Origin of the sequence: Chamaesiphon sp. (assembly GCF_041738855.1) — a bacterium.
GTDB lineage: Bacteria > Cyanobacteriota > Cyanobacteriia > Cyanobacteriales > Chamaesiphonaceae > Chamaesiphon.
The window spans coordinates 1-24,426 of the sequence record NZ_JBGSPA010000159.1 but is presented as its reverse complement, the minus strand read 5'-3'; the positions used below and the strand labels follow the sequence as shown (position 1 = coordinate 24,426).

Here is a 24,426-nt window from a genome sequence, read left to right as displayed (position 1 = left end):
ATGGTTGTCTCCTCAATTTAAGGGATTCACCTGCGCTTGCCGAGCTTGCCATCGATCGAATTTAATCCCCGCCAAACCGATCCCCAAAAAAGTCCACAGCAATAAACCACTGGCTCCCAGCATTGGGACATTTACTGGTAGTCTGACTAAGGCACTAATCGCGATCGCCCGTGCGGTGCCAATGAACGGATCGAATTTAGCTGACTTGGCTTGGAACAATGCGAACGTGAGTAAAAATAAGCCCCCAGCATAGGGAATAGTCCCGATCCACCCCAATTCAAATAGCATCGAAAATAAGGCACTGTCTAACTTCTGGCCGCTGATGCCCTGACCGATAAAACTAGTCAGGGCCGCATCGCGCAAGGTGTTGAAACTTTGCTGCCGTGCGATCGCACTTTGGTCGTTTTCGAGATTGGAAAAGGTGTCGAGTCGGCTGCTGAGTTGGGCGAAGGGTTCGACCGTCGCTAGGGGTACCAGGACAAGGGCTAGCACCACGAGCGAGATCGACAACCGCAGTTGCAATTTTGGTTTTAACGAGACAATCAGACTGAACAATCCCGCCAGCCAAGCCAGCCAACCCGATCGCACGGCACACAACAAAAAAGATAGATACCCCACGATCGCTGCTGGCAGTCGTAGCGGCGATTGGTTGGTAAATAGCAATAGCAAGCAACCCGCTATAATCGCGGCGAAGGGTTCTGGTGAATTTAATGTGCTCCAGACCCTTAGCCCTAGCGGTTCGGGTTTGCCCATCGTCTTCAAAGTTGTATTAATCAACCAAGTACGATCCCATTCTGGCGCGATTAAATACTGCACGATCCCATAACTGCCCATTACCAATACGCCCCAAGTCAACGTCCGCTGGAGGTTCTGACGGTAGGCGGGGTAGCGATCCCAGTTAGTAAACAGATGAAAGCCAAATAGCACGGGGGCTAGCCATTCCAAAGCGGCAACCAGCACTTTCACTGGCGGGTTTAAAATTAACCCAGTGAGGATGGCATAAAAAATACCAGCCAAGGCCATTAAAAATGGTAAACCACCCTGACTGTAGGTTTTGGGCAAATGCTGTTTGAGCGTTACCAGCGTCACGAGGATCGTCAAATAGGGAGTCAGCAGGATCGGACTGGGATCGGTAAAGCCGCTGCGATAATCTGCTAGCCTGCGTACCAGCGGGGTCAGCAAGCAGATCCACCAGGTAAAACCCACATACAGCAGCGGCGCACGCAAGTAGAGCAGAATACTCACCGCAAAAGCACCTGTGGGAAAAGCCACGTTGAGCACTTTCCCCGCTCCCGCGATCGACAATAGACCTGTGAACGCAATTAGTGCCAGGATCGCCGTCCAGGCAGGTGCAGGTTGCAAGGCAGTTTGGATTGCATTTCTTTTCATGGGCTATCCTTGCCAAACTCAGCAAATCTGGTTTGTTGCCATGTTTGCCATCCCTGCCAACGTCCTTGCAAACTAGCCCGCCACTTATCGCTAGCGAGGGCACCTTCCCGTGGCAACAACCGCAGATACTGAAGCAATCCTGGCGCGATCCGCGTCCCGATCGCCACCGCCCACACCATAAAAATAATGCGATTGAGCCAGGGTAAATGCTCTAGTAGTCCTAGCGTCTCGTTATGCACGGTTTGGGTCATCGCAGTGGCGTTAAATTGACTGCGCCAATTTTGATGCAAGCGGGGGTCTGTTTGCGGTCGCTCGGCGGGATAGTGATCGACGGCCACCAGGGGATCGTAGATAATCGACCACCCAGCCCGCCGTACTGCTAGACTAAAGGCAATTTCAAAATGAGCCTGAGCACCAGATCCTTGCAGCCGTTCGTCAAATCGCAAGTGCGCGATCGCCTGTCGCCGCCAGCTCATATTCACCCCCTTTAAAATATCGACCTCTCTAGCTGCGCCCACCCCTAAATGATGATTGCCGATCGTCCGACCAAACCACTGCACTTTACCGACGATCGATTTGGCCTCGTCGAGCAGCTTGCCGTCTTCACGTACCCAATCTCTGCCGCCAACACCCCCCACGCGATCGTTATTCAAATAGTGCCGCTCGATCCTCTCCAACCAATCTGGGCGGGGCGCAGCATCATCATCGGTAAAAGCAATAACCTCCCCTTGGGCTTGCTCTAAGCCGAGATTCATCGCCGCAATTACGCCAGGAACTTTAATGGTTGCTGTCTGTAAGGATAGCTCTGCTGGCTGGAAGTCGCGCAGAAAATCCCAGGTTGCGGTATCTGTATCCCGCACGATGACGATGACCTGATTGGCTGGGCGATATTGCTGTTGCAAGGCAGCTAGGCATCGCGCTAGATCGATCGGTCGTTGATAAGTCGGTACCACAACGGTGATTTTTAACATTTACTGACCTCCTTAAACATTTCTAGATAGCGGTGAGCCATCTGCGTCCAGCTATATTGCTCGGCGATCGATCGAGCAGCTTTGCCCATCTGATGCCTAGCTGCGGGATCTTTCGTCAGATGATTCATCGCCAAGCTGAGTGCGCCGACATCATCGGGGTCAGCCAATACGAAACCACACTCAGGGGTGATAATTTCTGCACCACCAGCAGATGTCGCGGTAATTATTGGTAATTGGGAGGCCATCGCCTCCAATAGCACCAGCGAACAAGCTTCATATCGGGATGGAAATACAAACATATCTGCACTCCGCATCAGATCGGCAATATCCGCTCGAAAGCCCAAGAAATGTACTCTGTCGCTAACTCCCAACGTTTGTGCCAGTTGCGGGTAGAAGTTGCGCCCATCAGCCGCACCAGCGATCGCCAGATGCAACTGCGGTACATTTACCAAAGCCTGGAGTACCGTATCGAGATTTTTGCGGGAAATGCGAATGTCGCCAACAAATAAGGCCAGCGGCACATCCGCTGGCAGTCCCAACTCGCAGCGATCTACTCGCGCGGGGCGAAACTCCTCAAGATCGACACCGTTAGCAATGACCTCGATCCGCTCCACTGGGATACCAATTGCGAGGATCTCTTGCTTAATCTTCTCGGACACCGCGATCGTTAATTTGGCTCGCTCGAAAGCGGTCTTTTCCCAATAGGCATTTAAGGCTGTATACAGCCACTGGTAAGCACCATACAGATCCCGTTTTTGGTGCCAAACATGCAACGGCGATCGCCCCCAAGCACTATGGACAAAATGCACCGCATTGAGATCCGATCGAGCCGAAGTGATGGCACCATTCACTTTAATGACATCAAATTCAGGTGAATGGTGACGCAACCATGCCGCACTTTTGAGAGAAAAGATGAGATTACGCAACAGCTCGGTTGGCACTTGTTTGACAAGTATGGGCACCCAGGCAATCTGGCGATGCTGTTCCAGCTCTGGGCTAATGGCACTGGCAACTAAAGTAACGTAGTGTCCCTGTCGCAATGTTTCACATACCACCTCATAATTCACCCGTCCTTGACCGTCGCCTTTGATGACACAATGAGTAACTATACAAATTTTCATCAGCGAGCTTCCTGGGTTAAGAATCTTATTTGTTGCTGTTAGCATGATTTATCGGCCAATTGCAGGCTATAGACTTACGCCAGCCTGTACTAGTGAGATCGGCTATTCTTGTTTACTCGGCGAAAGGCTAAATCTAATTTTTTCAAATGGTGCCATGAAAGTTCCAAAGACAATGGATAAACTAACTGCCAATACCCAAACGTAAAACATAGGCAAATCAAAAGATTTTCCTGCCCAAACTGCTATTGTGTAACCTAATCCTTGCCATAAATATATCGAGTACCCAGAAGTGATGAACGGTTTCAGAAAAAGGCTATCATAATATTCTTCTAATTTCTCTGCAAATTTTGAAAATCGATAAATAATAGACAAAAATATTGAAATCCAAAAACAAGAAAATAGAAAAAAAATGTGGTTGGGTGGAAATTTATTTGCCTGCATATTCATTGCATGTAAATCTCCTTTTATAATTACAACAAATACTAGAAAAAAACCTAAAAAGATAGATACATTAAAAAAATTAGTAGATTTAAAATAGTTCTTATTGCGCGCCATGTAATAACCAAGTAGAGAGAAGATTAGATAAAACATCGATTGTATAATGACAGATTTGCTAAAGAAATTAGTTTTGTATAATATATACTCTCCAAGAAAGATTAGTGCTATTAAGGACAGTATATTTGGATTCTTTAGCGGTCTAAACATTGTTGCAATAGGCATTAACGCTGTCACAATTAGAAATACAGGGATGAACCAGAGATGCGCATTTAGTAATCCAAGCGAGAAACCATTCCCATAATTTAGAGGGTTTGCCCACGCAATAAACAACTTGCCCAAATCATTACTAGCCAAGCCATAATCTTTATGAAGGGACAAGATATATAGCAGTCCACTACAAGTCATTGCATATATAAAGTATGGTACTAATATTCTTGTGAGCCTTGAGGTAAGATATTCAAAGTATGCCTTTGCGCTCATTGTGGCTGATTTCTTATTAGCTCTTAAGTTTTCAGAAATATAGTATGAATATCCAGAAACGATAAATATTGCTGGCATCTCAAATAGTAGAACCGAGCTTGTCCAATGAGGTTTATCTACCAACCAGTAAATTCCATGAATAATTAACACAATATGTAGCATCAGCATACCACGTACAGTGTCAAGAGATTTTATCCTTTTCATAGTTTTTTCCTTTAATAATTTTTCGATAAATCCATAATATTTCATCGCTATCTTTCGATATTTTCACAGACTCGAATCCCCTATTACTGACAAATTCCTTCCAGGTATCGGGAACTTGAGGAGAGTAAAAGAAATAGTTTTTAAATCCGTTCGGAATTGTAGGTGTTTTTGTTTCAGGTAGCAGTTGAACTTTAACGTCAGAATTAAGCCGTCTACTCAATGCCAAGATTTTGGTAGGATTGTAAGCGTAAGGATTAGCAATTACTAACGATTGGGGACTAAGAGCGATCGAGTCAGCTACTTTAATAATAGCTTGCCCATCTTTGGCAAACGAGTAGTCCATCGTCAAATTGATGACACCAGCTAGTGTTGCAATAGAAAGTAAAGTTGCAAAACCTATCTGCCAAATTTTGCGATTAATTGCCTGCATTGCTCGAGCAGAAAATAAATAAGCGACACATAATTCGATTCCTAAATAGGCTGGGATTAGGTATCGCGCATTTACCGATCGAGTCCCGCCGATAATTACATCTGGTAAAGCTAAAAATAGGAAAGGAAAGACGATAAGTGTTATGAGTAATAACCACACTTTTGTTGGAGTATTACGGATAACGAAATAAATAGAATAGCAGGAAAATAGGGCTGTAGAGATTGCGACTAAATAATAGGTACTAAAAAATCCGATCCGAGGTAAATCTATATCGAAAAATAGTAGTCTGGGTAAGATTAGCCAAGCTCTACCTAATTCTAAAAGCGAGAGATGCTGCTTAAAAGACCAAGCCATCGATCGATTGAACTCTGTCAAGTGGGTCAGAAATGTCACGATCCACGGCACTAATGTCAGGATGCCTACTAGTGCAGCGGACACAAATGCACCGAACGTGCGATTCTCGTTCCGAGACGCTACGCGAACGAAGCGGAATTTACCGATCGCCAACACATAAATACCCTGAGCAATTAGAACAAAGATTGAAAATAGATAAGTATAAAAACTAAATGCCAAGGCAACTGCATAAATACTCCAACTTTGCCAAGTATTCAGTCGCATTGCTCTTAACAGAGTTTGACTGGAAATGAGAATTGCCACCATCCACAGGCCATACTCTCTGGCTTCTTGGGCGTAAGCAATAAAGAAGGGCGAGAGCGCAGCAATAGCCATCCCAAAATATCCAACTCTGGGCGAACTAAATAATTCTAAACAGAGATAATAAACACATGGCAGCACTAGCAAACTTATTAATGCCGAAAAACTTCGATATGCGACAACAGAACTGCCGAAAAAATTCGCCCAAATCCTCAGCATTATGAAATATAGAGGTGGATGTTCGGGTGTTTCTTCAGCTAAAACTTTAATGGTATCGCGTACACCACGACCGCGATTAATTTCTTGGTAACGCTGTAAGGCCAACGGTGTGGTAATTTCCGAATTAAAAGCTGTTTGAATAAATTCTGTTTGGCTGTAACCAGCTACTTGCAAGGATGTCAGAGCTTCGTCTCTCCAATACACTTTCAGATCCAAGTTGGCAAACCGGAACAAAATGCTAAGTACGACTAAAGTAGTGATGAAATAAGCTTTGCCAGAAAACTTTAATCGAGAAAATATTGAGTTAAAGATTGCCATAACTACGACTACTTAAAATTAAATGTTGTTTCGATCGTTTTAGACTCTTGAACAAAATTGTCGCGATCGAACTTAAAGTGCATGTTGTTGGACATATTGCATCTGGTGGTATTTCCAGAGATACTGCTGCTGTTGGAGTAGCTCTTGATAGGTGCCCTGCTCGACAATTCGCCCGCGATCTAGCACCACCACTTTATCCGCCTTGGAGATGGTGGAAAGACGATGGGCGATCGCGATCGTCGTCCGTCCTATCGAAAGCTGTTCGATCGATTCTTGAATCAATCTTTCGGAAACAGAATCCAAGGCACTAGTCGCTTCATCCAAGATTAGGATTTCTGGATTGCGTAACAAAGCCCGCGCGATCGCGATGCGTTGTCGTTGCCCGCCAGATAGCCTGACACCACGTTCGCCGAGAATCGTCTCAAATCCTTGAGGCATCTCTTGGATAAATTCCAGCGCATTAGCAAGCTCAGCAGCCCAATAAATTTCTGCATCGGTTGCTGTTGCTGTGCCATAGGCAATATTGTCGCGAACAGAAGTATTGAAGATGAACGTATCTTGACTGACTACCGCTAACTTACGACGAAATGAATCGATTTCTAACTGCCGCAGCTCGACTCCATCGATCGCGATCGAACCAGCCGTTGGATCGTAAAAGCGGGGAATTAGATCGGCTAAAGTTGTTTTCCCAGCACCAGAAGCACCAACTAGAGCAGTCACTCGACCGCAGTCGATCGACAACGTAATATCTTGAAGAATCAAGCGATCTTCACCGTAGCTAAAATCAATATTAATCAATTCTATCGATCGCTTTAAGCCTGTAAATTCGATCGTACCATTCTGAAAATATGTCTTATTATCAGTTCTCAACACTTCTTCGATCTTCTGTCTAGAGCCATGCAGACTACTGAGTACCGCTACTGTGGCATTTACATCTTGGATAAATGGGACTAATCTGATCAGGATAAATAGAAAAGTTAGTAATGAAGCCACTGGTAATGCTCCGTTAGTGATAGAGCCATTAAAAGCTACCAGAATCATCACAATCAGGATTGTTGTGGCAATTGCTTCAGCTAGGGGCTTAACCATTGCCCACAGCCCCGCCATCCTGGCCGACGAGCTGACGATCCGTTCGCTGGCTCGATAATAACGCCTTCGTTCGTAGTCTTGGGTTGCAAACGCCCACACCGTCCGCATTCCGCCAATAAGTTCGATCGCTACGGTTGTAAAATCACCATTTGCCGTCGAAACTGCAAAGCTACCTTCGCGGACTCGCTTGTTCGCGGTAGACAAACCCACAGCCATCAAACCAAATAGTAGAAATGCCACGGTCGTCAGTTGCCAGGAGATTAATAACATTGAAACCAAATAAACTAGAATCGCTAGACTCCTAGTAAATAAGAAAGAACTACCAGTGAATACTTGCTTGAAGCGTTCTATCTCCGAAGTAATAGTATTAATTAATTCGCCTGAATTTGAAGTTGAAAAGTAGCTCAAGCTTACCGCCTGAAACTGTTCAAAAATTCGCTTTCGGAGCCGATCCGTCAAATGAAGCTGAGAAAGCTCCGTATAAATTTGAGCTGAATAATTAAATAATGCTCGCGTACAAGTACTCAGCCAGATCGCCGCAGATATCCGGTATAACCGACTAGTAGCAGAAGTATTGATGCCTAAAAACCACAGGTCAAACCAACTAATGCCTGTTTTGAGTGGTGCTGCATTAGGACTTGTTAAATTCTGTAAAAAGGAGAGGAGAAAACCCAATCCAATTCCCTCAAAAGCGGCTGCAAGTAGCGAAAATATGATAGCTAAAATTGCAATTTTAGGAAAATATTTAAATTCGCGCAGGATCGGGTAATTAGTCTGCCAAAATTTGGTAGCTTTCAACAAAACTCGAACAGAAGCGGAAAGTTTAGAGAGCATAAGCTGTTCGGTATTTAACTCGAGTTGTTAATGATTGGTTTAGGGACTAGTGACGAGTGGCTAGTAGCTAGTGATATGAGGATTACTTGCGATCTTGCGGAGTCGTTTTGGTCGGGTTTCTCGACCATGGTAACGACCCAACTAAACGAGCGAAGATCGATATAAACCGCTCAGTTCGCTTGCTAAACCACCGTTTTCACCAAATCGGCTCCAAAGATAGCATCGAGTTTGGTATAAATAGCCGCGCTATCATGCTGACTGGCATAGGTTTTAGATATTTGCAACGAAAATCGATCGGCTAACTCTGGTTCGTGGATCAGACACAAAACTCGATCGGCGTAAGCCGCCGGATCGTCAGTGATAAAAGCATTTATCCCATCAACTAAACTTAAAGCTGATGCCGAATGAATTGTAGTGACAATCGGCATGGCATAAGCCATTGCCTCTACCAACTTAAACTTCGTCCCTGCCCCCGATCTCAAGGGACAAATTACTAACCTTGATTTCAGATAAAGTTCGGCCAGATCGGGAACGTAACCCAAGCACACCAAATTTTTAGCCACCACAGGTTCGACCCGAACTGCAAATGATATTTTGCCCGCGATCGCGACTTTGAGATCGGGTTTTTGCTCGACAATTAGCGGCAAAGCTTCATCAAGGAAGAATTGCAATCCTTCACGATTGGGTTGATTGTCAGATCCCACAAATAGCACATCATACTCAAATACGCGCTCGGGATAAGGAGTCGAGTCACTACCACTATCTAGACCATTTACTTGAGAGGGAATAAAGTGGAGTTTGTCGGAAGGAAGTTCTTGGGCGAGGATGTCTCGCTCGAACTGGGAATCGACGATCGTCTTGTCAAATTGACCGAGCAAAGCGATCTCTCGCTCGAAATTTGCTTGGTAGTCAAATTTCAAATTTTTAGAGTAATCGATGTTCTTTCTGACCAACCGAAAACGAGAAGTGATATCGTGAATATCGATAATTGTCTGAAGCTTGGCGGATCGCAAGTTGCTAGCTAAATGGGCATAGTCAAGATTATTAATCCAGATAAAATCATAACTTCGTTGCGTCAATAATTTGGTTAGATAGCTAACATAACCAGGCGGTGCAAAATAATCTGAATCGACGGGAAGTTGTTGACACAATAGCCGTTGATGATAGAAGCTTTGAGCGCGGGTATAAATGAAGTCAGACCAGTTGTTTTCGCCCCGATAGACAAAGATATTATCGACAAATTTTAAGACATCTTGCTGGCGATCGTCATTCCATTCTAGTCTGCCAAATTTATTACCAGCGATCGCATCTACAGCAAATCGATCGCGGCGATCGTGAAAATATTTGAGCATTCCCAATACGCGACCATTCGTTCCATTCAAGGCATCTGGTGGATTGGAGATTGGCAAGTGAAACAAAATTTTTTGCTGATGGCTCATAAGTTAAATCTCGCATAAGCTAAAGTCACCTAATTCGATCGTAGATTTATTTTGTAATCGGTTGGCACTTGATTAAGGTACTAATTCCTTGGTTGAGATTAATTTTTGGCTCCCAATCGATAAAATTTTTCAGCTTAGTAATGTCAGCAAGCAAGTGCATCCGTTCGACTTTGCGGACTCTAGCCGGATCGACTTCAATGACGATTCTTTCGCCTAATGCTTGCTCGAAGGCCGTGACTACTTCAGTTACGGAATATTCGATCCCCCGACCGAGGTTAAATATTTCGATTCCTCGATCGCCGATGTCCAGCAATTTGACGATCGCACTAGCCATATCAGAGGTATGGATAAAGTCTCGCTTGGGATCGAGATTGCCCAACTGAATGGTTCGGCATCCGGCATTAATCTGCCGCTGGATTTCTGGAATTACATGTGCGTTGGTTTCGTTAGGGCCAAAAGCATTAAAGAATCGGCAGACGATCGTGGGGACATCGGTTTGCAAGTGAAACTCATTCATCAGATGCTCACCTGTGAGCTTAGATAGACCGTAGATGTCCGTAGGTGCGGGGGGATGAGTTTCCGAGATGGCATCATTGTAGATCGGATAAACTGCGGCAGTGGAAGCAAAAAATACTTTCTCCAGATTGGGGACATTTCTGGCAGCATCGAGCACATTAATCGTCCCCTGAATGTTGACCCGTGCAGCTTCGATCGGATGTTGATTGCAGTAGGGAATAAAATGGATCGCCGCCAGATGAATAATCCAGTCTGGCTCAATCTGACTGATGACTCTAAATAGCTTGGCTCGATCGAGAATATCGATCTCAAAAAAATGACTCTCAGGGATCGTGATGAACTTTCGATTGCCAAACGATAGATTATCGATCGCATAAATTTCATGACCGTCATTCTGAAATGCGGCAATCGTCGCCGAACCAATAAAACCTGCACCGCCCGTCACTAAAACCTTCTTGATTTGCTTAGTCATATACACTCTATTAGGTGAACTCCGATCGATCCTGGGGGACATCGGGTTGAATACATTTAGAAATCCGTTTCTCGATCGCTCCACTGGTCGTCAGAGGCATATCGATCGGTCGATCGATCTACCCCATTGATAATCAGCCCCACCAAATTCAGCCGATTCATCACAGCAGCAGCCTCAGTCAAGTCTTTACGATTCACGCTGCCGATTCGCTCTACTAGCACTGCACCACTACAAAAAGATGCCACGATCGTCGTATCAACAATGCCCACGATCGGCGGAGTATCGATTAAGACCAAATCGTAGTGGGCTTCAAACTCTGCCATTAGCTCTGTCATGCGTCGCGAACTGAGCAGTCGGGCTGGATCGAGGTGCATGGGTCCAGCAGTCAAGACATCGAGGGTACTGTTAAACGATAGCGATTGAATTACCCTCTTGGTTGAAATTCTAGGATTGCTGCTGAGCAATGTTGAAAGACCCTCACCATTGAACAAATCCAGTTTTGTATGCAAACTGGGGCAGCGCAAATCCGCATCAATCAGTAGCACGCGTTTATGCAAACGCGCCGCACTCATTGCCAACCCGATCGCCACCGTTGATTTACCCTCACCAGCTAAGATCGAAGTGACTACCAGCGATTTGAGCACCTTGGCAGAATCAATCAGTTGGATGTTTTGGTAAGCCAGATCGATCGACTCGCGTAAGGGCCAGCAGTTGACCTGTGGGGTTGAAGGGGTTAAGGTCGATACATAGCGCAAGGGCAGACTAATACCGGACTCACTGCTGCCGCGCATCAACATTGTAGGTACAGTCCCCAGCAGCGGCAGATTTGTCTGCTTTTTGAGTTCATCGACAGAATGGATAGAATCATCCATGGTATCCCGCAAGAATGCAGCTATACCTCCCATAAATAACCCCACAACCGCACCCAGTAACAGGTTTCGCTTCAAATCTGGACCTGTTTTTTCCCCCAGTTGAGGTGGTTCGACCACCTGCCAGTCAAACCCGCCCCGTGCAATCTCCAATCCCAGATCCTGCCGAGATTTCAACAACTGCTGTAAAGTCTCTCGACTGACCTGTACCGCTGGTTGCAAGCGGTTATATTCTGCAAGCACTGCTGGAAATCGCTGACTTTCTTGCTGATACTGTGTTTCGATCCGCTTCAGGGTTTGGGCACGAGCACGAGCGGCTCTCAAATTAACCTGGATGTTGATAAATTGGCTGGCTAATGTCAACTCATTAGCTCCTAGTTGCCCTGTCTTCCTCACAGCATCAACTGAACTAGCAGACACATTGCGATCGGCCAAAATTCGCTGCATCTCGATCGACAGTTGGGACTGCTGCTGACGCTGCTGTTCTAGCAATTTCTGCACGATCGCCGATCGATCGGTAAAGCGGAGACGCTCTTGGACTAGGGCAAGTTCGGTCTTCTGAAGCTCATTTAATAGGTTTTGATAACGAGAGGATTGACTCAAGCGGGTCGCCTGCAAACTTGCCTGTGGCGAAAGTGCCAGTTTTTGCTCCAAAACTGCCTGTTGGGCGCTCAAATCCTGAATTTGAACTAAAGTAGCGTTCTGCTCCTTGGCGACATTACCTAAAGACTCAACTAAGGCTGTTGATTGCAGTTCTGGATCGATAAAGTTGTGAGTCTTGCGAAAATTTTCTAGATCCAATTCGGCTTGTCTGAGTCGAGCCTGAATCTGGGGAATCTGCTCGTTAATAAATACCAGCCCTTTCGCCAACCGGAGCTTTTGTTGTTCGCGATTGTAATCCTGATAAACTTGTCGTGCCGTTTGCAAAATTTTCTGAGCTTTGACTGGATCCGAGTCTTCATAAGCGGCTTCAATGATTTTGGTATCCACCTTTTTTTCGGCGGTTTTCCCTGTCACCTGAGCGACCACAAGTGATTTCTTAACATCCTTGATTCTTAGCTTTGGATAGATCGGCTGGAGCCTGTCGACAATCTGTTGAATCAGTCCCGAACTATTCATCAAAGTCAGTTGAGTTGAAACATCTACTTGGACATCGGAGTCGGCAAACTGGGGGTTGGTCGATCTCGGTTCGGGGGTACCCCGATAATTTTGCTCCACCAAGAGTTGCATTGAACTCCGGTAGGTGGGTTTGAGATACAAACTCAACAACAGAGCGATGCCAATCGAACCCAAAAATGATCCGAAGAACCAATATTTACGGCGTAACAAGACAGCAAACAACTGAGCATAACCCGCATCTTCATCGGCTACTGCCAAGGCCGAAATTGACCGTTCGGCCATCGGCTCCTTATCACTATTGACAACTAACTGGTTGTAATCGGCATCTTCGTGATCGGACTTGATTATATTTCGAGCCATATTACCTCGTTAGCATCAATCATCAGTCTGCCTGAGTCACGCACCGTCATGGTTCCAACCAGCTTCCACAACTACTGCTGACTTTTTGGAAAAATACAGCTTCGGTAAACCGATCGATCGCGTGGTTGCGAATCATGGTGTAGTTCCACTCTTTGCTACTAGCTTGGAGCAGAGCGTCCCGAATCGCATCAGCAGTTTGGCTGTAAAAAAACAAGCCAGTCAAACCGGGCACCTGGGTATCCAAGACACCTCCAGCACCGTAGACGATCGCTGGTGTCCCACTAAAATTTGCTTCGATCGGTACTAGGCCATAGTCCTCTAAGGCGGCAATAATCACAGCTTGAGCTTTAGCCATAAGCTGGGCGCGTTCGCGATCGCTGACGTAGCCCAGAAAGCGAATGTTTGGCATGGCTCTAGCTTCCAGTCGCTGGCGTTCGGGGCCGTCGCCAACGATCAGCAGCGGCCAACCGAGCGAGTTAAAGGCGTCCACAATAATGTCGATCCGTTTGTAACTAAGCAAACGGCTAGAGACTAAGTAGAAATCTTCTTTGCACTCCGAAAACACAAATTTGCTATCGTCGATCGGATAGTTAATCGTAATCGCTGGCTTGTCATAAACTTTCCGAATCCGTTCGGCCACCGTCGTAGAGTTAGCAATATACCGATCGGGTTCTTGTGAATACCGGAGGTCGAGTTTCCTAAGGTACTTAAACACTTTTTCAACGATCGGCGAGAATGCTTGAAATTCTTTGTATCCTCTGAGATACACTTTGGTATCCCACAAAAAGCGGGGAATGTTGTGACAAAAGCAGATATGTTTAGCTCCAGGTCTTTTCCGCACACCTTTGGCAAAGCTCGACGAACTGCTAATAATCAGGTCGTAATCCTGCAAGTCTAGTGCCCGCAAAGCAGGGTAGTAAAAGGGTGCAAGTAGCCTAAAATACCTACTCGCATATGGAATGTGCTGAAGAATTGTGGTCTGCACTGGACGATCTCCCAAGTCGATCGTGTTTTTGGCATCGTACAAGGATGTAAAAATGTCTGCACGGGGGAAGTACTTGCATAGCAGCTCAAACACTCGTTCTGCACCGCCTCGCTGCGTTAAGTAGTCATGCACCAAAGCAACTTTCATAAATAATATTTGGCAATATTGATATCCATAGGAAGGTTAGCCCTGAATTATTATCAGAATTCCAAACAGACCCAATTTTGGCTTCAAAAGATTTACCTCACATAGCAGCTATCGCAACTACCAAAAACTTGAAAAGTTCGAACGGTCGGGGTTTTAATTTGGAAACGCACCAGACAATACTGCTCCGCAGCATATCATCTTCTGACTAATATTCAATCCGTATAATGACGTATATTAGTAGCTAAATGTGCGATCCAAGTATCACAACATTGCCAGCATCAGACCATGTTGTTGCATCCCAAAATATTGCTGACATTCCAACAATTACAGATAGAGACGTTGGTAGGGCTTATATCTGAGTGCATCAACTATTCCAAACTAGTATTTGGCAATAATATGAGTTTGCACTAGTAACTTGTGGTAAAAAATAATACAAAGTCAATGGATCGAGCGGAGATCGAGGTGTGACTGAGGTAAATCGGAATCTATCGATCGACAGCCTCACGATCTTGCTTTTGCAGAGGGAAAACTAGTTGACCGTTGTCGCACAGATTTATGGTGCTAGCGAAAGTGCAATCCAAAATGAGCGTTTCCACTCTGAAATAGCGGTCATCCTGCCACCTGGATTAAGATCCGATCGATTTGTCGTGAGATCGCCGTTAGGTCAAAACGTTGACTAGCTTGGATTCGGGCTGTGGCGGCAATTTCCTTGACTAGCTCTGGTCGAGCGTCGCATTGCTGAATTACCGTGGCCAGTTTCACCGGATCGCCAGGTGCCACGAGCCAGCCAGTCACCCCATCAGCCACCAATTCCATCGCGCCGCCCGCTGCCGCAGCCACGACGGGAGTACCGCACAACATCGCCTCGACGATGACCCGCCCAAACGGTTCTGGCGCGGTTGAAGTATGCGCTACCAGGTCACATGCTGCCATCAGTGCGGCGACATCAGACCGAAAGCCGATAAACCGTACTCGATGTTCGAGGTTTAAATCTTTAACCTGTTGCTGTAGTTGAGTTACATAGTCTCCTTCGCCAAACAAAGCATCGCCAACGAGGATGGCACTCACAGATTCGGGACAATGAGTCAGTGCTGCAATTAATAGATGCTGTCCTTTCCAGGGCGCAAGCCGACTAAAGTGCCCGACGACAAAATCGGGATCTGTAAATCCTAATGCCTGCCGGGTCGGCTGGCTTTGAGACGCAACATCTCGATAACAATCTAGATTAAAGCCGTTGTAAACAACTTGGGTCAGTTTTGCCTGCCCTCCAGCAGCAATAAAAGCCGACTGACTGGCTAAGGAATTGGCGATTACCACTGAGGCAAACCGATTTGCCAGCGTCATGGCAATCCGTTGATTTGTCCTACTGAAGTGCTCTAACGAGAGGATGTCATGCAGGTGAAAAACTAAGGGTCGCCGACTCAAGACGCTTGCTAATGCGCCGACGACTAGAGCTTTTTGGGTGTTGGCATAGATTAAGTCATACTGGCGGCTCAGTCGCGCAACTTCGAGTGCTACCGGTATCAACCGTCCAATACTATACACGCCTTGCAGAGTACTACTGTCTTTTTGAACATCAATTGAAGTCGCTAATACTTTGACGGGGATCTGTTCCTCCTCAAGCATGGCGCGAAAGGAGCCATCGGCGAATAAACACACTAAGCAGCGATCGCGATATGCTTTAGCAATATCCAACAAGCAAAGTTCTGCTCCACCAGGCTTACCGCTTTGATCGAGAAAAAGAATCTTCATCGGAACTTTTGTGATTCCACTATATTTACCTGATTAAAAGTCACGACTAGAAGGCAATTTAAGGAGAAGTTCACTTAGTTTACAGCGTACGACAGTTTTTTACCCTCAATCATTAGACATTTTCGGGGATCTGTCTTTTTTATTTGAATTATTTTTCACTGCAATCGTATTATAAAAGCATTTTGCTAAACGGGAATTTCTCCAGCTAAAACCTTGAGCAAAGTCAATCGTTGGCGTAGCCTACCGGAGGTAATCGTCATCACTAATTCGATCCGTTGGTGCATCTGCTGAATATTTCTGCGACCACTGAGCATTCCGATCCTCTTTCCCCGCACCCTTCAAATAATCCATGATGTCCCGATCGCTATTCTGCCACTTCTGAAGGCAATCTGGACACCATTCCCGACCAGTTTTCAACATACTAATCGGTCGATCGACAAACAATGAGCCTCAGCCAGCCGACAAATATAACTGGTCAAATCTTCAATATCGCCCGTACCGATACCGATCGGTGGGATTGAGTAGAGAATACTACGATGGGGGATGATGGGTTCGATTGTCATTTAGCATTCTCGACATCCCCAACGGGATATCTGACAGCCTTCGGTTGCCCGATCGGTTGCATCTGTTTGGAGGGATTTGGTGATGTAGATTTGGACGATAGGTTACTTTCTTTTTTCGTATATTCTTGGTCTGATTCACCATCTAGATCTAAAAGTCCCAAGTCTCGACGTAACTCATTCAATTCTTCTACAGACTTTAGGAACCGCTTCTCTCCCGCCAAAATAACACTCAACATCACACGACACTGATTGACTGGACGAGCCTTCTTTTCTAGATCTTTAAGCGAAATTGTGGCAGCAGGTTTTTTCCTAGTAAGAATATCATAGAGAGTTTCCGAGAGCCAATCTTTTAACATCCCAACGCAACCGAGACTTCTTTCGTAGAGAAATTCCCACGATCCAATCAGGTCGGACTGTTGTTGAAGAGGTAGTTGAATTTCCTCAACTGTGATTAGATTGATTCTCTTCTGTTGCCGTTCGTCAATCGTCATAGTTCTGGGTACAACTTTGACGACAGTTTGTTGGACAATATCAACTACTGGACTAATTATTCGACTTTCGTTAGAACTTTTCTATCGCTTTTTAGAAAAAGGCAAATATCTATTTAATTTCCTACAATGCAAAAACAGCACTTACAGATCGCTCGGTTCTTTTTTTAACTTCCGCGAACCTGTGACGATAAAAGTCACTCGATAAGCAATATTTGTGGCGTGATCTGCCATGCGTTCGAGATGGCGGATGGTGAGTGCTAGTAAGATTGTCGGCTCGATCGAGCCTTGAATCTGAGTTTGACTAGCTAAAGTCTGATAAATGTCCTCATAGGCACGATCGACACGATCGTCTAGCTTGTGAATGGTTGGGCCAGCAGTGCCATCTAAATTGGTCAAAGCCGCCAAACTCGACTCTAGCATGGATCTAGCATGATGAGACATCTGTTCGATCGCGGGCATACAGGGATGTGCTGGATAGGGAAACAACTTTAGTGAGATCTCGCCGAGATCTTTGGCATAATCCCCAATCCGCTCCAAGTCTCGCACCAGTTGCATAAAGGCACTCAGCCGCCGTAGATCTTGAGCGACTGGGGAGGCAATCGTCATCAGTTCGGCGCATTCAATTTCAATTTGATGATAAAAGCGATCGATCTTGCGATCGATTTTGGGAATTTGTTCGGCGACGCCAATTTCGCGCTGAAAAATCGAGCTATGTGCCAGTCGAAAAGACTGTTCTACTAAAGCTCCCATCAGCAACAGATCTTGTTCCAATCGACGGCTGCGATGTTTAAATTGTTTGGATTCATTCAACGAATAAGATATGGTCACATTTAAAATTGATGATGCTATCTAGGGTGAGGTCGAGCCGATCTAGATATTTGGGGTTGGCTCTATTCTAACGACCGAGGTATATCAAATAATGTCGCAACCATCACTAGAATCGTTAATTAGCAAAGTTTTCGATCGCATATTATTTATCTCCTCCCACCTCAAAAATTTCCAGCACACCGTCTGCCAGCTAGCTAATAGGCAAACTAATTCGGAACCAAGCTCCGCCTGTAGTTGGATGATTGTCAGCAACGATCGTCCCTTGGTGTGCCAGCATAATTTGGCGGACGATCGCTAGACCCAATCCGCTGCCTGTAGTTTGGGCAATCATACTAGTGCTGGTTGGTTGGCGTTGACGGGAAACATCGCCTCGGTACAAGCGATCGAAAATATACGGCAAATCGGTTGGGGTGAAGCCAGCTCCATCATCATACAGATCGATCCAAACCTGGCGATTTGGCGGAGTCGATGGGGGATTGGTGGTAACTAATTCTAGTTCCCATCGCTGAATATCCATCCAAATATGTCCGCGATCGGGACAATATTTGAGACTATTATCAAATAAATTGATTGCTGCTTGGGTAAATCGAGCTGCATCGATTTTCAGCATCAATTGTACTGGACCTTGATAAATAAATTCAATTTGTCGCTGTTTGGCGATCGGTTCTAGAGTATGCCAGACATCATTGATGAGCTTGACAAAATCTACTTCTACTAATTGGAGATGCTGAGTGGCAGATGACTCCAACTGACTCAGTTCCAAAAAATGCTGAACTAGATCGATTAAGCGATTGGTTTCGCGGAGGATTTGACTTGCCCAGCGGGTCAAGTCAGGTGTAACTTTGGATTGTAATGTTTCGGCGAGGAGATGAATGACTGTCAGCGGTGTGCGGATTTCGTGAGCGAGATCTCCCAACCACCGCTCCCGCGCAGTGGCGGCATCGACTCGCTCCTGCTGACTCTCGACAAATACCCCAATCGTGCCATCAGCCAGGGGTATACTGCTGGCTTTGAGCCAAATCGATCGCGAACTTGTCCCTTCATGATAACCAGCATGAAACTGCCACACTAGTTCACTCGCGACTTGAGCGGATCTGGTTTTGTTAATCAAGCGATCGAGTTCGTAAGAGCGGACTAATTCTAATAATAATCTGGCTTGTGCCGAATCCCATTTTTGAATTTGCAGCAGGTGTTTGGCTGATTGATTGCACCACAATACTTGATTCTCAGCATCGATTTGGAGATACCCAATCGGTGCTACTTCGAGCAAAGATTGCCAACTAAATAATTGTTGCTGAAGCTGATATTGTTGTTGTTGGCTAAAGACCGCTCTCCGTCGTAATTGGGAGATGATTGGCAATGAAATATACTCGCGATCTTCATCCGTCTCCAGCACATCCAACACTTGCCTCAGTTGTTGTCGGACATGGGCTTGACGCCACAGATAACCAGTACCAGCACCGACAAATAACCCAGTGATTGCAGCGATGAAAATGGCTAAAAACATGGGTAGATCGACGGGTAAATGGTGGCGTCACTCTGTACCAACCTCAGACCTACTACCGCTGGAGGGCAAACAGTGCCGCGATCGGGTCAATGTCTGGTAGTTTACAGTTCTGAGTCGAACTTTTGGGTACTTGGTATCTGAACGCTGAGCAGTTGAGGTCATCTGCTGACATCTCGTAGTATAACTCAATTGACGGATCTTGGCGGTAATTGTGAGATCTAGGGACCTGCAAAAACCGCATTTTCGATGTCCTGACGACTGAGTGAATACTTAAAGGTGCGATAAATACTTTGTCCTGGTGCAATTTGCGATGTTGATGCCGATTGGGCACTCGCATGATAGCGGACTGTTAATTCTTCGATATCTAAAGACAATTCCGCACGCCAATCAGGTCGGGTAATATGCCAGCAATGCAACTCACTATCATCTTGCTCGCAACCCATCGAGATCAGCCATTGTTCGATTTCTGGTAGTGGATGATTGTACAGTGGGGTGTCATCAGTGGGTAATAGGGTCATAGATAGCATCAGTTACGAAGTTCGTCGCGCGATCGTCATTTTAGCTCGATTACTGCTGGTACGCTATGGTAGCGATCGATTTTCACCGATCGTTGCCAAGTCCGCAGGTGTATTGCAATTTAGGAGCCAGCGCGACTCGCTGACGATTAATTCGGTCACTGGGTGCATCTTCAGCCAACCTTGAAAAGATTGCCCCCCACTAGCAATGTATTCGTGCGCCGATTGACGGCAAGAGCGGCGGTAAAAGCCACACAATGGCTCCAAACCTTTGTGAGGATGTCTGGGCAGATAAGCGATGCTCTGAGCCGGAACAGATGGCAATCCGTCGATCCAAGTTTGGACGACTGGAGTGGCGAGATTGGGCAGATCGCAGGCGAGGAGGAGCATCCAGTCAGAGTCGATCGTTGCCAATCCTTGACTGAAAGCAATTAAGGGGCCGCGATGTGGCTGTGGTTCGGGGATAAATTGACAAGTGGCGGGTAAAATCGAGCGATATTTTTGCGCCCAGGGTGTCACGACGTAGATACGTCCCGCCAACGCTAGCGGATCGTCAGTTGCGATCGCGCCATGCTCATCAGTAGCGACTCCGTCGCTGCGCTCTCGACAGCCAGCGACGACATCGTAGATGTGCCGAATCAATGGCACCCCTGCTATCTCGATCGTCGCTTTGTCTCGACCCATCCGCGAACTGCGACCACCTGCAAGAATAATGACCGAAAGTGTATTAGCGTTCACAATTGACCAATCTGGCATTACGATATCAATCCTAAATCAGATCCATGGCGATCGACATTGGGGCGTTAGGTATCAGCCGTAACGCACCCCAGATTAACAAGTTGTGGGCGGATGCGCCACCACTAATACCCCCGTGGGAGCTGCGATGGCGGTGTCATTTGTCGAGATGAATGAGGTACTACGGGTAACGGTTTCATCGGACGCTGAGGTGCGCTGGGGATAAATAACAGGCGATCGGGATTGGGGGCGATCAGACCACTTGTCGATGCTTCTGCGGCTTGAGCCATCTTCTGCTTGAGATGTTCATTCATCATGCCTTGCTGACTTTCCTGCACCTGCAACCGCTGCAATTGTCCGTACTGACTTCTCCACAAACTTTGGGTATAAACCGTGTGACCGTAAACGAGCGTACTCAATCCCAAGACGCTGGCAAATATGACCATCGCTCCCTGCTGCACAGTCATCAGCGATCGCAACCAAGCTGGAGCCAAATGCGGCTGAGGTAGGTGTCTGACTTGCTGATGAGTAGGGTTCGAGCTAACTACATTCAATCTTGATGGTGCAGACATTGAAGCTGACGAACGATCGATTTGAGGGGGTAGATTTAGTGGCTGCATACGAAGTCAATTGGTAATAGTGGCAGAATGCAGTATAGTCGTAGTGATTTAGGTATTTCATAGCTCGTAAATCATACCTCATCCCGATCGGAAATGCTATCCAAATAGCTACGGCTGACGCTGACGATCGGTAAAGGGTAAGCAAACTCGGACACGATCGACGAACTCACGTCAATTTTATTGCTAATGCCGCCAAAAATTGTCACACACTTGACTCGGATCGCCTGTTTTGGGATGATGGGATGGAACATCGCCGTCCCAGTTCAGGCGAGTAGTGTTGCGGTGGATACTGATATCCCCGAGGAAGTGCTCAGAGCAGAAATTATCACCGAAGCGCGATCGCCGATCGATGGTAAAGCATTGTCTGCGATCGAGTTTGCAGAATTAGTCGTTACTGCCAAGCAACAACTAGAGCGTGATGATGCCAGTCTTGTCACCGATAACCCCAAAGTCAAAGAAACATTATTTTTGCTCCGCTTACGCAGTTTTTTGAGGTCGGTAGGTGTGCCGATTAAGTAGGCTTTAGGCTTTAGGTTTTGGGATCGCACTCAGCCGTCGATCGGCTGGAGGATAGCTAAAGACTACTAATAATATCCAAAATATTTGGTAGGCGATGCTACCTGACCGATTGCGAAAATATGTGGGTAAACTAGGACTAAAGCGAATACTGTAGCCAAGTGGTAGATCGCTAGGATATTGGCTAAAACGATCGCTCGACTTCGATAAGATTTAATAAACATTAGTTGACAATAGCCGTCGCTAAAGATCTTGCTCAGGATAAATATGAAAAAAAGTATCAAAGGCGATCGCACGCTACTACTGACTAGTATTTTACTATTCTTCATGCTGGCAGCCGGAATTATGAGTGGTGTCCTCGGCTTTGTCTCTGGACATGAGGCACTCAGAGGCGTCACCCAACCAGATATTCGTCCCAGTAATAATAAAGGTGGCAACAAGCAGAATCCAAATACCAAAGGTTTGCAATTAATTGCCGAGCCAGAACTGATTGCTACTGCCAAAAAGCAGATGGGGGTCGAAGAACCGCGCAAAGATGCTCAGCAGGTAAAAGATGCCAAAAAACAAGCTGGTGATTTTGAAAAAGCCGTGAAAAACGATCCAAAAGCTGGACTACCACCTGTAAAACTGCCGATCGTCACCCAGGATCAGGGGATTATGATGACCATCAAATCGATCGAATCCAAAGGCAATGATGTTAAGCTAGCAGTGACACTATCCAATCACGGCAGCCAGCCTGTAAATTTTGGACAAGAGAGGATCTCTGCCACCACCGATCGCGCTCAGCCGATCGATACTACCACCGCAGGACTGCCCACTAGTCTCCCTGCTACTGGCAAAGAAACCAAAGTTGTACTTACCATTCCCAAAAAATCTCTAGATAAAGTCAAGAGTGTTTCACTACAATTGACCGATCTAGACCGCAAACTGCAACTGGAAGTCTCAGGAGTGCCAGTGGGAAGGCTTTAGGCTTTAGGTTTTAGCGGATGCTCCTCGGGTTCCCCGAGGGTTTAGCGACCCAAATCACGCGGAGGTTCCCTCCGCATGTGTTTGGGTCAAGACAGCGCAACCTTGCAGGCTTGAGCGGATGCGTACTCCCTTTACTTTGCGTCCTCTGCGTCACCTTTTCTCTCTCTACATCCCGACAATGAACGATCCTCATCCACTTTTAGGTGGTTCAGACATTGGGTGGCGACTCCTACTGGTGTTGGGTTTGATTGCGATCAATGCCTTTTTTGTGATTGCCGAGTTTGCAATCTTGTCAGTGAGACGATCGCGCATCACCCAGTTGGTGGCGGCTGGTGACGAGCGAGCCAAGCAAGTCCAAGATCTGCAACGGGGGATCGAGCGACTACTCTCAACTACCCAAGTCGGGATTACACTGTCGAGTCTGGCACTAGGTTGGATTGGCGAACGAGCGATCGCCCAAATCTTGGCGCAGGGATTTGGAAATATCCCACTGGCGCATTCGCTGGCGATACCTGTAACTTTCATCCTGCTGGCATATCTTCAGATCGTCTTTGGCGAACTGATTCCCAAATCGATCGCGCTGGTATATGCCGAACAAATTGCCCGCTTTTTGGGTACTCCCAGTCTGGCGATCGCCCGCATCTTTAGTCCGCTGATTTGGGTACTCGATCGATCGACGCGACTATGTTTGCGGTTGGTAGGGATCGAAAAACGGTATGAAAATCGCGATCTCGTCACCTTCAAAGAGCTACAAGCGATCGTCGCCACCGATTGGGAATCGAGCGGACTAGAGATCGAACAACGCGAAGTATTGACCAAAGTCCTAGAATTTGCCGACACGATCGCGACCGATGTGATGGTACCGAGTACTCAGATCGTGACCATTCCCCAAACAGCCAGTTGCCAGACACTCCTGCTCAAAGTCGCTACCCATGGCTATTCCCGCTATCCAGTCACCGACACGTCCCTCAATAAAATTGTCGGCGTAGTTGCATTTAAAGATTTTGTCCCGCTCCTCGCTCAAGGCAAAGCCGCTGGACAAATCGCGATCGCGCCGTGGCTCCAATTGGTAGAATTTGCCACCGAATCTACCCCTGTCAGTGTTGTCCTCAAACAGATGCACCAATCTGACACCCACATGACGATCGTCGTTGATGAATTTGGCAACACGGCTGGTTTGATTACCCGTCAAGATGCGATCGAAGAAATGATCGGCATGAAAGTCACTTCCGAGCGACCCACACAACTACTTCAGAAACTTGTCGATGGGACATTCCTCGTCCAAGCCCAAATCAATCTCGAAGATCTCAACCAACAATTAAAGATCGCGCTTCCCCTCTCTGATGACTACCAAACTCTCGCCGGATTTTTGCTCAACAAATTGCAACATTTTCCCCGTCCTGAGGAATCATTAGATTACGGTGACTGGAATCTCACCGTGATCTCTACTATTGGGCCAAGGATCGATCGAGTACGGGTGAAGAAAGCTTTGGAGGCGAGGCTTTAGACTAACGATCGCTAGATGGTGAGAGCGGCTGTGATTGGCGCGAACTTGTATAGATCGCCCAACTGTCAACTGTCAACTTTTTAAGTAGCTAGGCGATCTGCTCCCGATAAGGATTATTCCCTGCGATCGAGTCTAAATTTACACTCGTTCTATAAATTTATCGTAACTTATTCACCTGAGTTCGATGAAGTTTTGTCTCCTCAAACTCAGGCATTTCAACACTTTTAGGCTAACAGCAGAATTTTTTCAATTTTTGGCACATTAAAATCCACCATCAATATCATTAATAGTTGAAAAAACATTGATTTA

22 protein-coding genes are annotated in these 24,426 nt (G+C 46.3%); 3 read left to right on the top strand and 19 right to left on the bottom strand.

Annotation, left to right across the window (positions count from 1 at the left end; translation table 11 throughout):
- Positions 1-12 precede the first annotated feature (12 nt).
- From ACEW9I_RS16780 to ACEW9I_RS16690, 19 genes are all read right to left on the bottom strand, one after another.
- A complete protein-coding gene (locus ACEW9I_RS16780) occupies positions 13-1,389 on the bottom strand; it encodes an O-antigen ligase domain-containing protein (protein ID WP_373541477.1) in 1,377 nt (458 codons plus the stop codon).
- A complete protein-coding gene (locus ACEW9I_RS16775; RefSeq protein ID WP_373541476.1) occupies positions 1,386-2,360 on the bottom strand; it encodes a glycosyltransferase family 2 protein in 975 nt (324 codons plus the stop codon). Before ACEW9I_RS16775 ends, ACEW9I_RS16780 begins: the two co-directional genes overlap by 4 nt.
- Positions 2,354-3,481, bottom strand: a complete 1,128-nt coding sequence (locus ACEW9I_RS16770) for a glycosyltransferase family 4 protein (protein WP_373541475.1) — start codon at positions 3,479-3,481, stop codon at positions 2,354-2,356. The genes ACEW9I_RS16775 and ACEW9I_RS16770 overlap by 7 nt, the downstream gene beginning before the upstream one ends.
- Before the next feature lie 102 nt (positions 3,482-3,583).
- The gene (locus ACEW9I_RS16765) at positions 3,584-4,663 is read right to left on the bottom strand and encodes an acyltransferase family protein (protein ID WP_373541474.1); all 1,080 of its coding nucleotides are present in this window, start codon (positions 4,661-4,663) and stop codon (positions 3,584-3,586) included.
- Positions 4,641-6,284 (bottom strand): glycosyltransferase family 39 protein, encoded by a 1,644-nt coding sequence (locus ACEW9I_RS16760; protein ID WP_373541473.1) that lies wholly within the window; start codon positions 6,282-6,284, stop codon positions 4,641-4,643. The genes ACEW9I_RS16765 and ACEW9I_RS16760 overlap by 23 nt, the downstream gene beginning before the upstream one ends.
- 72 nt (positions 6,285-6,356) lie before the next feature.
- Positions 6,357-8,207 (bottom strand): heterocyst formation ABC transporter subunit HepA, encoded by a 1,851-nt coding sequence (gene hepA / locus ACEW9I_RS16755; protein WP_373541472.1) that lies wholly within the window; start codon positions 8,205-8,207, stop codon positions 6,357-6,359.
- 182 nt (positions 8,208-8,389) lie between these two features.
- Positions 8,390-9,646, bottom strand: a complete 1,257-nt coding sequence (locus ACEW9I_RS16750; RefSeq protein WP_373541471.1) for a glycosyltransferase — start codon at positions 9,644-9,646, stop codon at positions 8,390-8,392.
- Between the two features lie 46 nt (positions 9,647-9,692).
- Positions 9,693-10,634 carry an NAD-dependent epimerase/dehydratase family protein gene (locus ACEW9I_RS16745; RefSeq protein ID WP_373541470.1) on the bottom strand — a complete coding sequence of 314 codons (942 nt, stop codon included), beginning with the start codon at positions 10,632-10,634 and terminating at the stop codon, positions 9,693-9,695.
- Positions 10,635-10,690: 56 nt separating this feature from the next.
- Positions 10,691-12,982: a GumC family protein gene (locus ACEW9I_RS16740; RefSeq protein ID WP_373541469.1), complete on the bottom strand. Its 2,292-nt coding sequence runs from the start codon at positions 12,980-12,982 to the stop codon at positions 10,691-10,693.
- Positions 12,983-13,028: 46 nt separating this feature from the next.
- Positions 13,029-14,114, bottom strand: a complete 1,086-nt coding sequence (locus tag ACEW9I_RS16735) for a glycosyltransferase (RefSeq protein ID WP_373541468.1) — start codon at positions 14,112-14,114, stop codon at positions 13,029-13,031.
- Between the two features lie 609 nt (positions 14,115-14,723).
- Positions 14,724-15,866, bottom strand: a complete 1,143-nt coding sequence (locus tag ACEW9I_RS16730) for a glycosyltransferase family 4 protein (protein ID WP_373541467.1) — start codon at positions 15,864-15,866, stop codon at positions 14,724-14,726.
- A 185-nt stretch (positions 15,867-16,051) separates the two neighbouring features.
- Positions 16,052-16,180: a hypothetical protein gene (locus tag ACEW9I_RS16725; RefSeq protein ID WP_373541466.1), complete on the bottom strand. Its 129-nt coding sequence runs from the start codon at positions 16,178-16,180 to the stop codon at positions 16,052-16,054.
- Between the two features lie 99 nt (positions 16,181-16,279).
- A complete protein-coding gene (locus ACEW9I_RS16720; RefSeq protein WP_373541465.1) occupies positions 16,280-16,429 on the bottom strand; it encodes a hypothetical protein in 150 nt (49 codons plus the stop codon).
- Positions 16,426-16,920, bottom strand: coding sequence for a hypothetical protein (locus ACEW9I_RS16715; RefSeq protein WP_373541464.1), 495 nt, complete (start codon positions 16,918-16,920; stop codon positions 16,426-16,428). Before ACEW9I_RS16715 ends, ACEW9I_RS16720 begins: the two co-directional genes overlap by 4 nt.
- A gap of 141 nt (positions 16,921-17,061) precedes the next feature.
- Entirely contained in the window at positions 17,062-17,730 is a 669-nt protein-coding gene (phoU, locus tag ACEW9I_RS16710) for a phosphate signaling complex protein PhoU (protein ID WP_373541463.1), read from the bottom strand.
- 208 nt (positions 17,731-17,938) lie between these two features.
- Entirely contained in the window at positions 17,939-19,255 is a 1,317-nt protein-coding gene (locus ACEW9I_RS16705; protein WP_373541462.1) for a sensor histidine kinase, read from the bottom strand.
- A gap of 218 nt (positions 19,256-19,473) precedes the next feature.
- On the bottom strand, positions 19,474-19,773 hold the full coding sequence (locus ACEW9I_RS16700) for a DUF3143 domain-containing protein (protein ID WP_373541483.1): 300 nt from the start codon (positions 19,771-19,773) through the stop codon (positions 19,474-19,476).
- Positions 19,774-19,836: 63 nt separating this feature from the next.
- On the bottom strand, positions 19,837-20,526 hold the full coding sequence (locus ACEW9I_RS16695) for a molybdenum cofactor guanylyltransferase (protein ID WP_373541461.1): 690 nt from the start codon (positions 20,524-20,526) through the stop codon (positions 19,837-19,839).
- A 104-nt stretch (positions 20,527-20,630) separates the two neighbouring features.
- Positions 20,631-21,125, bottom strand: a complete 495-nt coding sequence (locus tag ACEW9I_RS16690) for a hypothetical protein (protein ID WP_373541460.1) — start codon at positions 21,123-21,125, stop codon at positions 20,631-20,633.
- A gap of 186 nt (positions 21,126-21,311) precedes the next feature.
- Here ACEW9I_RS16690 and ACEW9I_RS16685 point away from each other — a divergent pair, with 186 nt between their 5' ends.
- From ACEW9I_RS16685 to ACEW9I_RS16675, 3 genes are all read left to right on the top strand, one after another.
- Complete coding sequence (locus tag ACEW9I_RS16685) at positions 21,312-21,644, top strand: hypothetical protein (RefSeq protein WP_373541459.1); 333 nt, start codon at positions 21,312-21,314, stop codon at positions 21,642-21,644.
- Positions 21,645-21,908: 264 nt separating this feature from the next.
- Positions 21,909-22,610, top strand: coding sequence for a hypothetical protein (locus tag ACEW9I_RS16680; RefSeq protein WP_373541458.1), 702 nt, complete (start codon positions 21,909-21,911; stop codon positions 22,608-22,610).
- Between the two features lie 118 nt (positions 22,611-22,728).
- The gene (locus tag ACEW9I_RS16675) at positions 22,729-24,117 is read left to right on the top strand and encodes a hemolysin family protein (protein WP_373541457.1); all 1,389 of its coding nucleotides are present in this window, start codon (positions 22,729-22,731) and stop codon (positions 24,115-24,117) included.
- The last annotated feature ends 309 nt before the right edge of the window (positions 24,118-24,426 follow it).

Bases quoted from the DNA above. Each gene is read 5' to 3' on its own strand.
- ACEW9I_RS16780 (WP_373541477.1), bottom strand. From the start codon at position 1,389: ATGAAAAGAAATGCAATCCAAACTGCCTTGCAACCTGCACCTGCCTGG.
- ACEW9I_RS16775 (WP_373541476.1), bottom strand. From the start codon at position 2,360: ATGTTAAAAATCACCGTTGTGGTACCGACTTATCAACGACCGATCGAT.
- ACEW9I_RS16770 (WP_373541475.1), bottom strand. From the start codon at position 3,481: ATGAAAATTTGTATAGTTACTCATTGTGTCATCAAAGGCGACGGTCAA.
- ACEW9I_RS16765 (WP_373541474.1), bottom strand. From the start codon at position 4,663: ATGAAAAGGATAAAATCTCTTGACACTGTACGTGGTATGCTGATGCTA.
- ACEW9I_RS16760 (WP_373541473.1), bottom strand. From the start codon at position 6,284: ATGGCAATCTTTAACTCAATATTTTCTCGATTAAAGTTTTCTGGCAAA.
- hepA (WP_373541472.1), bottom strand. From the start codon at position 8,207: ATGCTCTCTAAACTTTCCGCTTCTGTTCGAGTTTTGTTGAAAGCTACC.
- ACEW9I_RS16750 (WP_373541471.1), bottom strand. From the start codon at position 9,646: ATGAGCCATCAGCAAAAAATTTTGTTTCACTTGCCAATCTCCAATCCA.
- ACEW9I_RS16745 (WP_373541470.1), bottom strand. From the start codon at position 10,634: ATGACTAAGCAAATCAAGAAGGTTTTAGTGACGGGCGGTGCAGGTTTT.
- ACEW9I_RS16740 (WP_373541469.1), bottom strand. From the start codon at position 12,982: ATGGCTCGAAATATAATCAAGTCCGATCACGAAGATGCCGATTACAAC.
- ACEW9I_RS16735 (WP_373541468.1), bottom strand. From the start codon at position 14,114: ATGAAAGTTGCTTTGGTGCATGACTACTTAACGCAGCGAGGCGGTGCA.
- ACEW9I_RS16730 (WP_373541467.1), bottom strand. From the start codon at position 15,866: ATGAAGATTCTTTTTCTCGATCAAAGCGGTAAGCCTGGTGGAGCAGAA.
- ACEW9I_RS16725 (WP_373541466.1), bottom strand. From the start codon at position 16,180: ATGCTCAGTGGTCGCAGAAATATTCAGCAGATGCACCAACGGATCGAA.
- ACEW9I_RS16720 (WP_373541465.1), bottom strand. From the start codon at position 16,429: ATGACAATCGAACCCATCATCCCCCATCGTAGTATTCTCTACTCAATC.
- ACEW9I_RS16715 (WP_373541464.1), bottom strand. From the start codon at position 16,920: ATGACGATTGACGAACGGCAACAGAAGAGAATCAATCTAATCACAGTT.
- ACEW9I_RS16705 (WP_373541462.1), bottom strand. From the start codon at position 19,255: ATGTTTTTAGCCATTTTCATCGCTGCAATCACTGGGTTATTTGTCGGT.
- ACEW9I_RS16700 (WP_373541483.1), bottom strand. From the start codon at position 19,773: ATGACCCTATTACCCACTGATGACACCCCACTGTACAATCATCCACTA.
- ACEW9I_RS16695 (WP_373541461.1), bottom strand. From the start codon at position 20,526: ATGCCAGATTGGTCAATTGTGAACGCTAATACACTTTCGGTCATTATT.
- ACEW9I_RS16690 (WP_373541460.1), bottom strand. From the start codon at position 21,125: ATGCAGCCACTAAATCTACCCCCTCAAATCGATCGTTCGTCAGCTTCA.
- ACEW9I_RS16685 (WP_373541459.1), top strand. From the start codon at position 21,312: ATGCCGCCAAAAATTGTCACACACTTGACTCGGATCGCCTGTTTTGGG.
- ACEW9I_RS16680 (WP_373541458.1), top strand. From the start codon at position 21,909: ATGAAAAAAAGTATCAAAGGCGATCGCACGCTACTACTGACTAGTATT.
- ACEW9I_RS16675 (WP_373541457.1), top strand. From the start codon at position 22,729: ATGCGTACTCCCTTTACTTTGCGTCCTCTGCGTCACCTTTTCTCTCTC.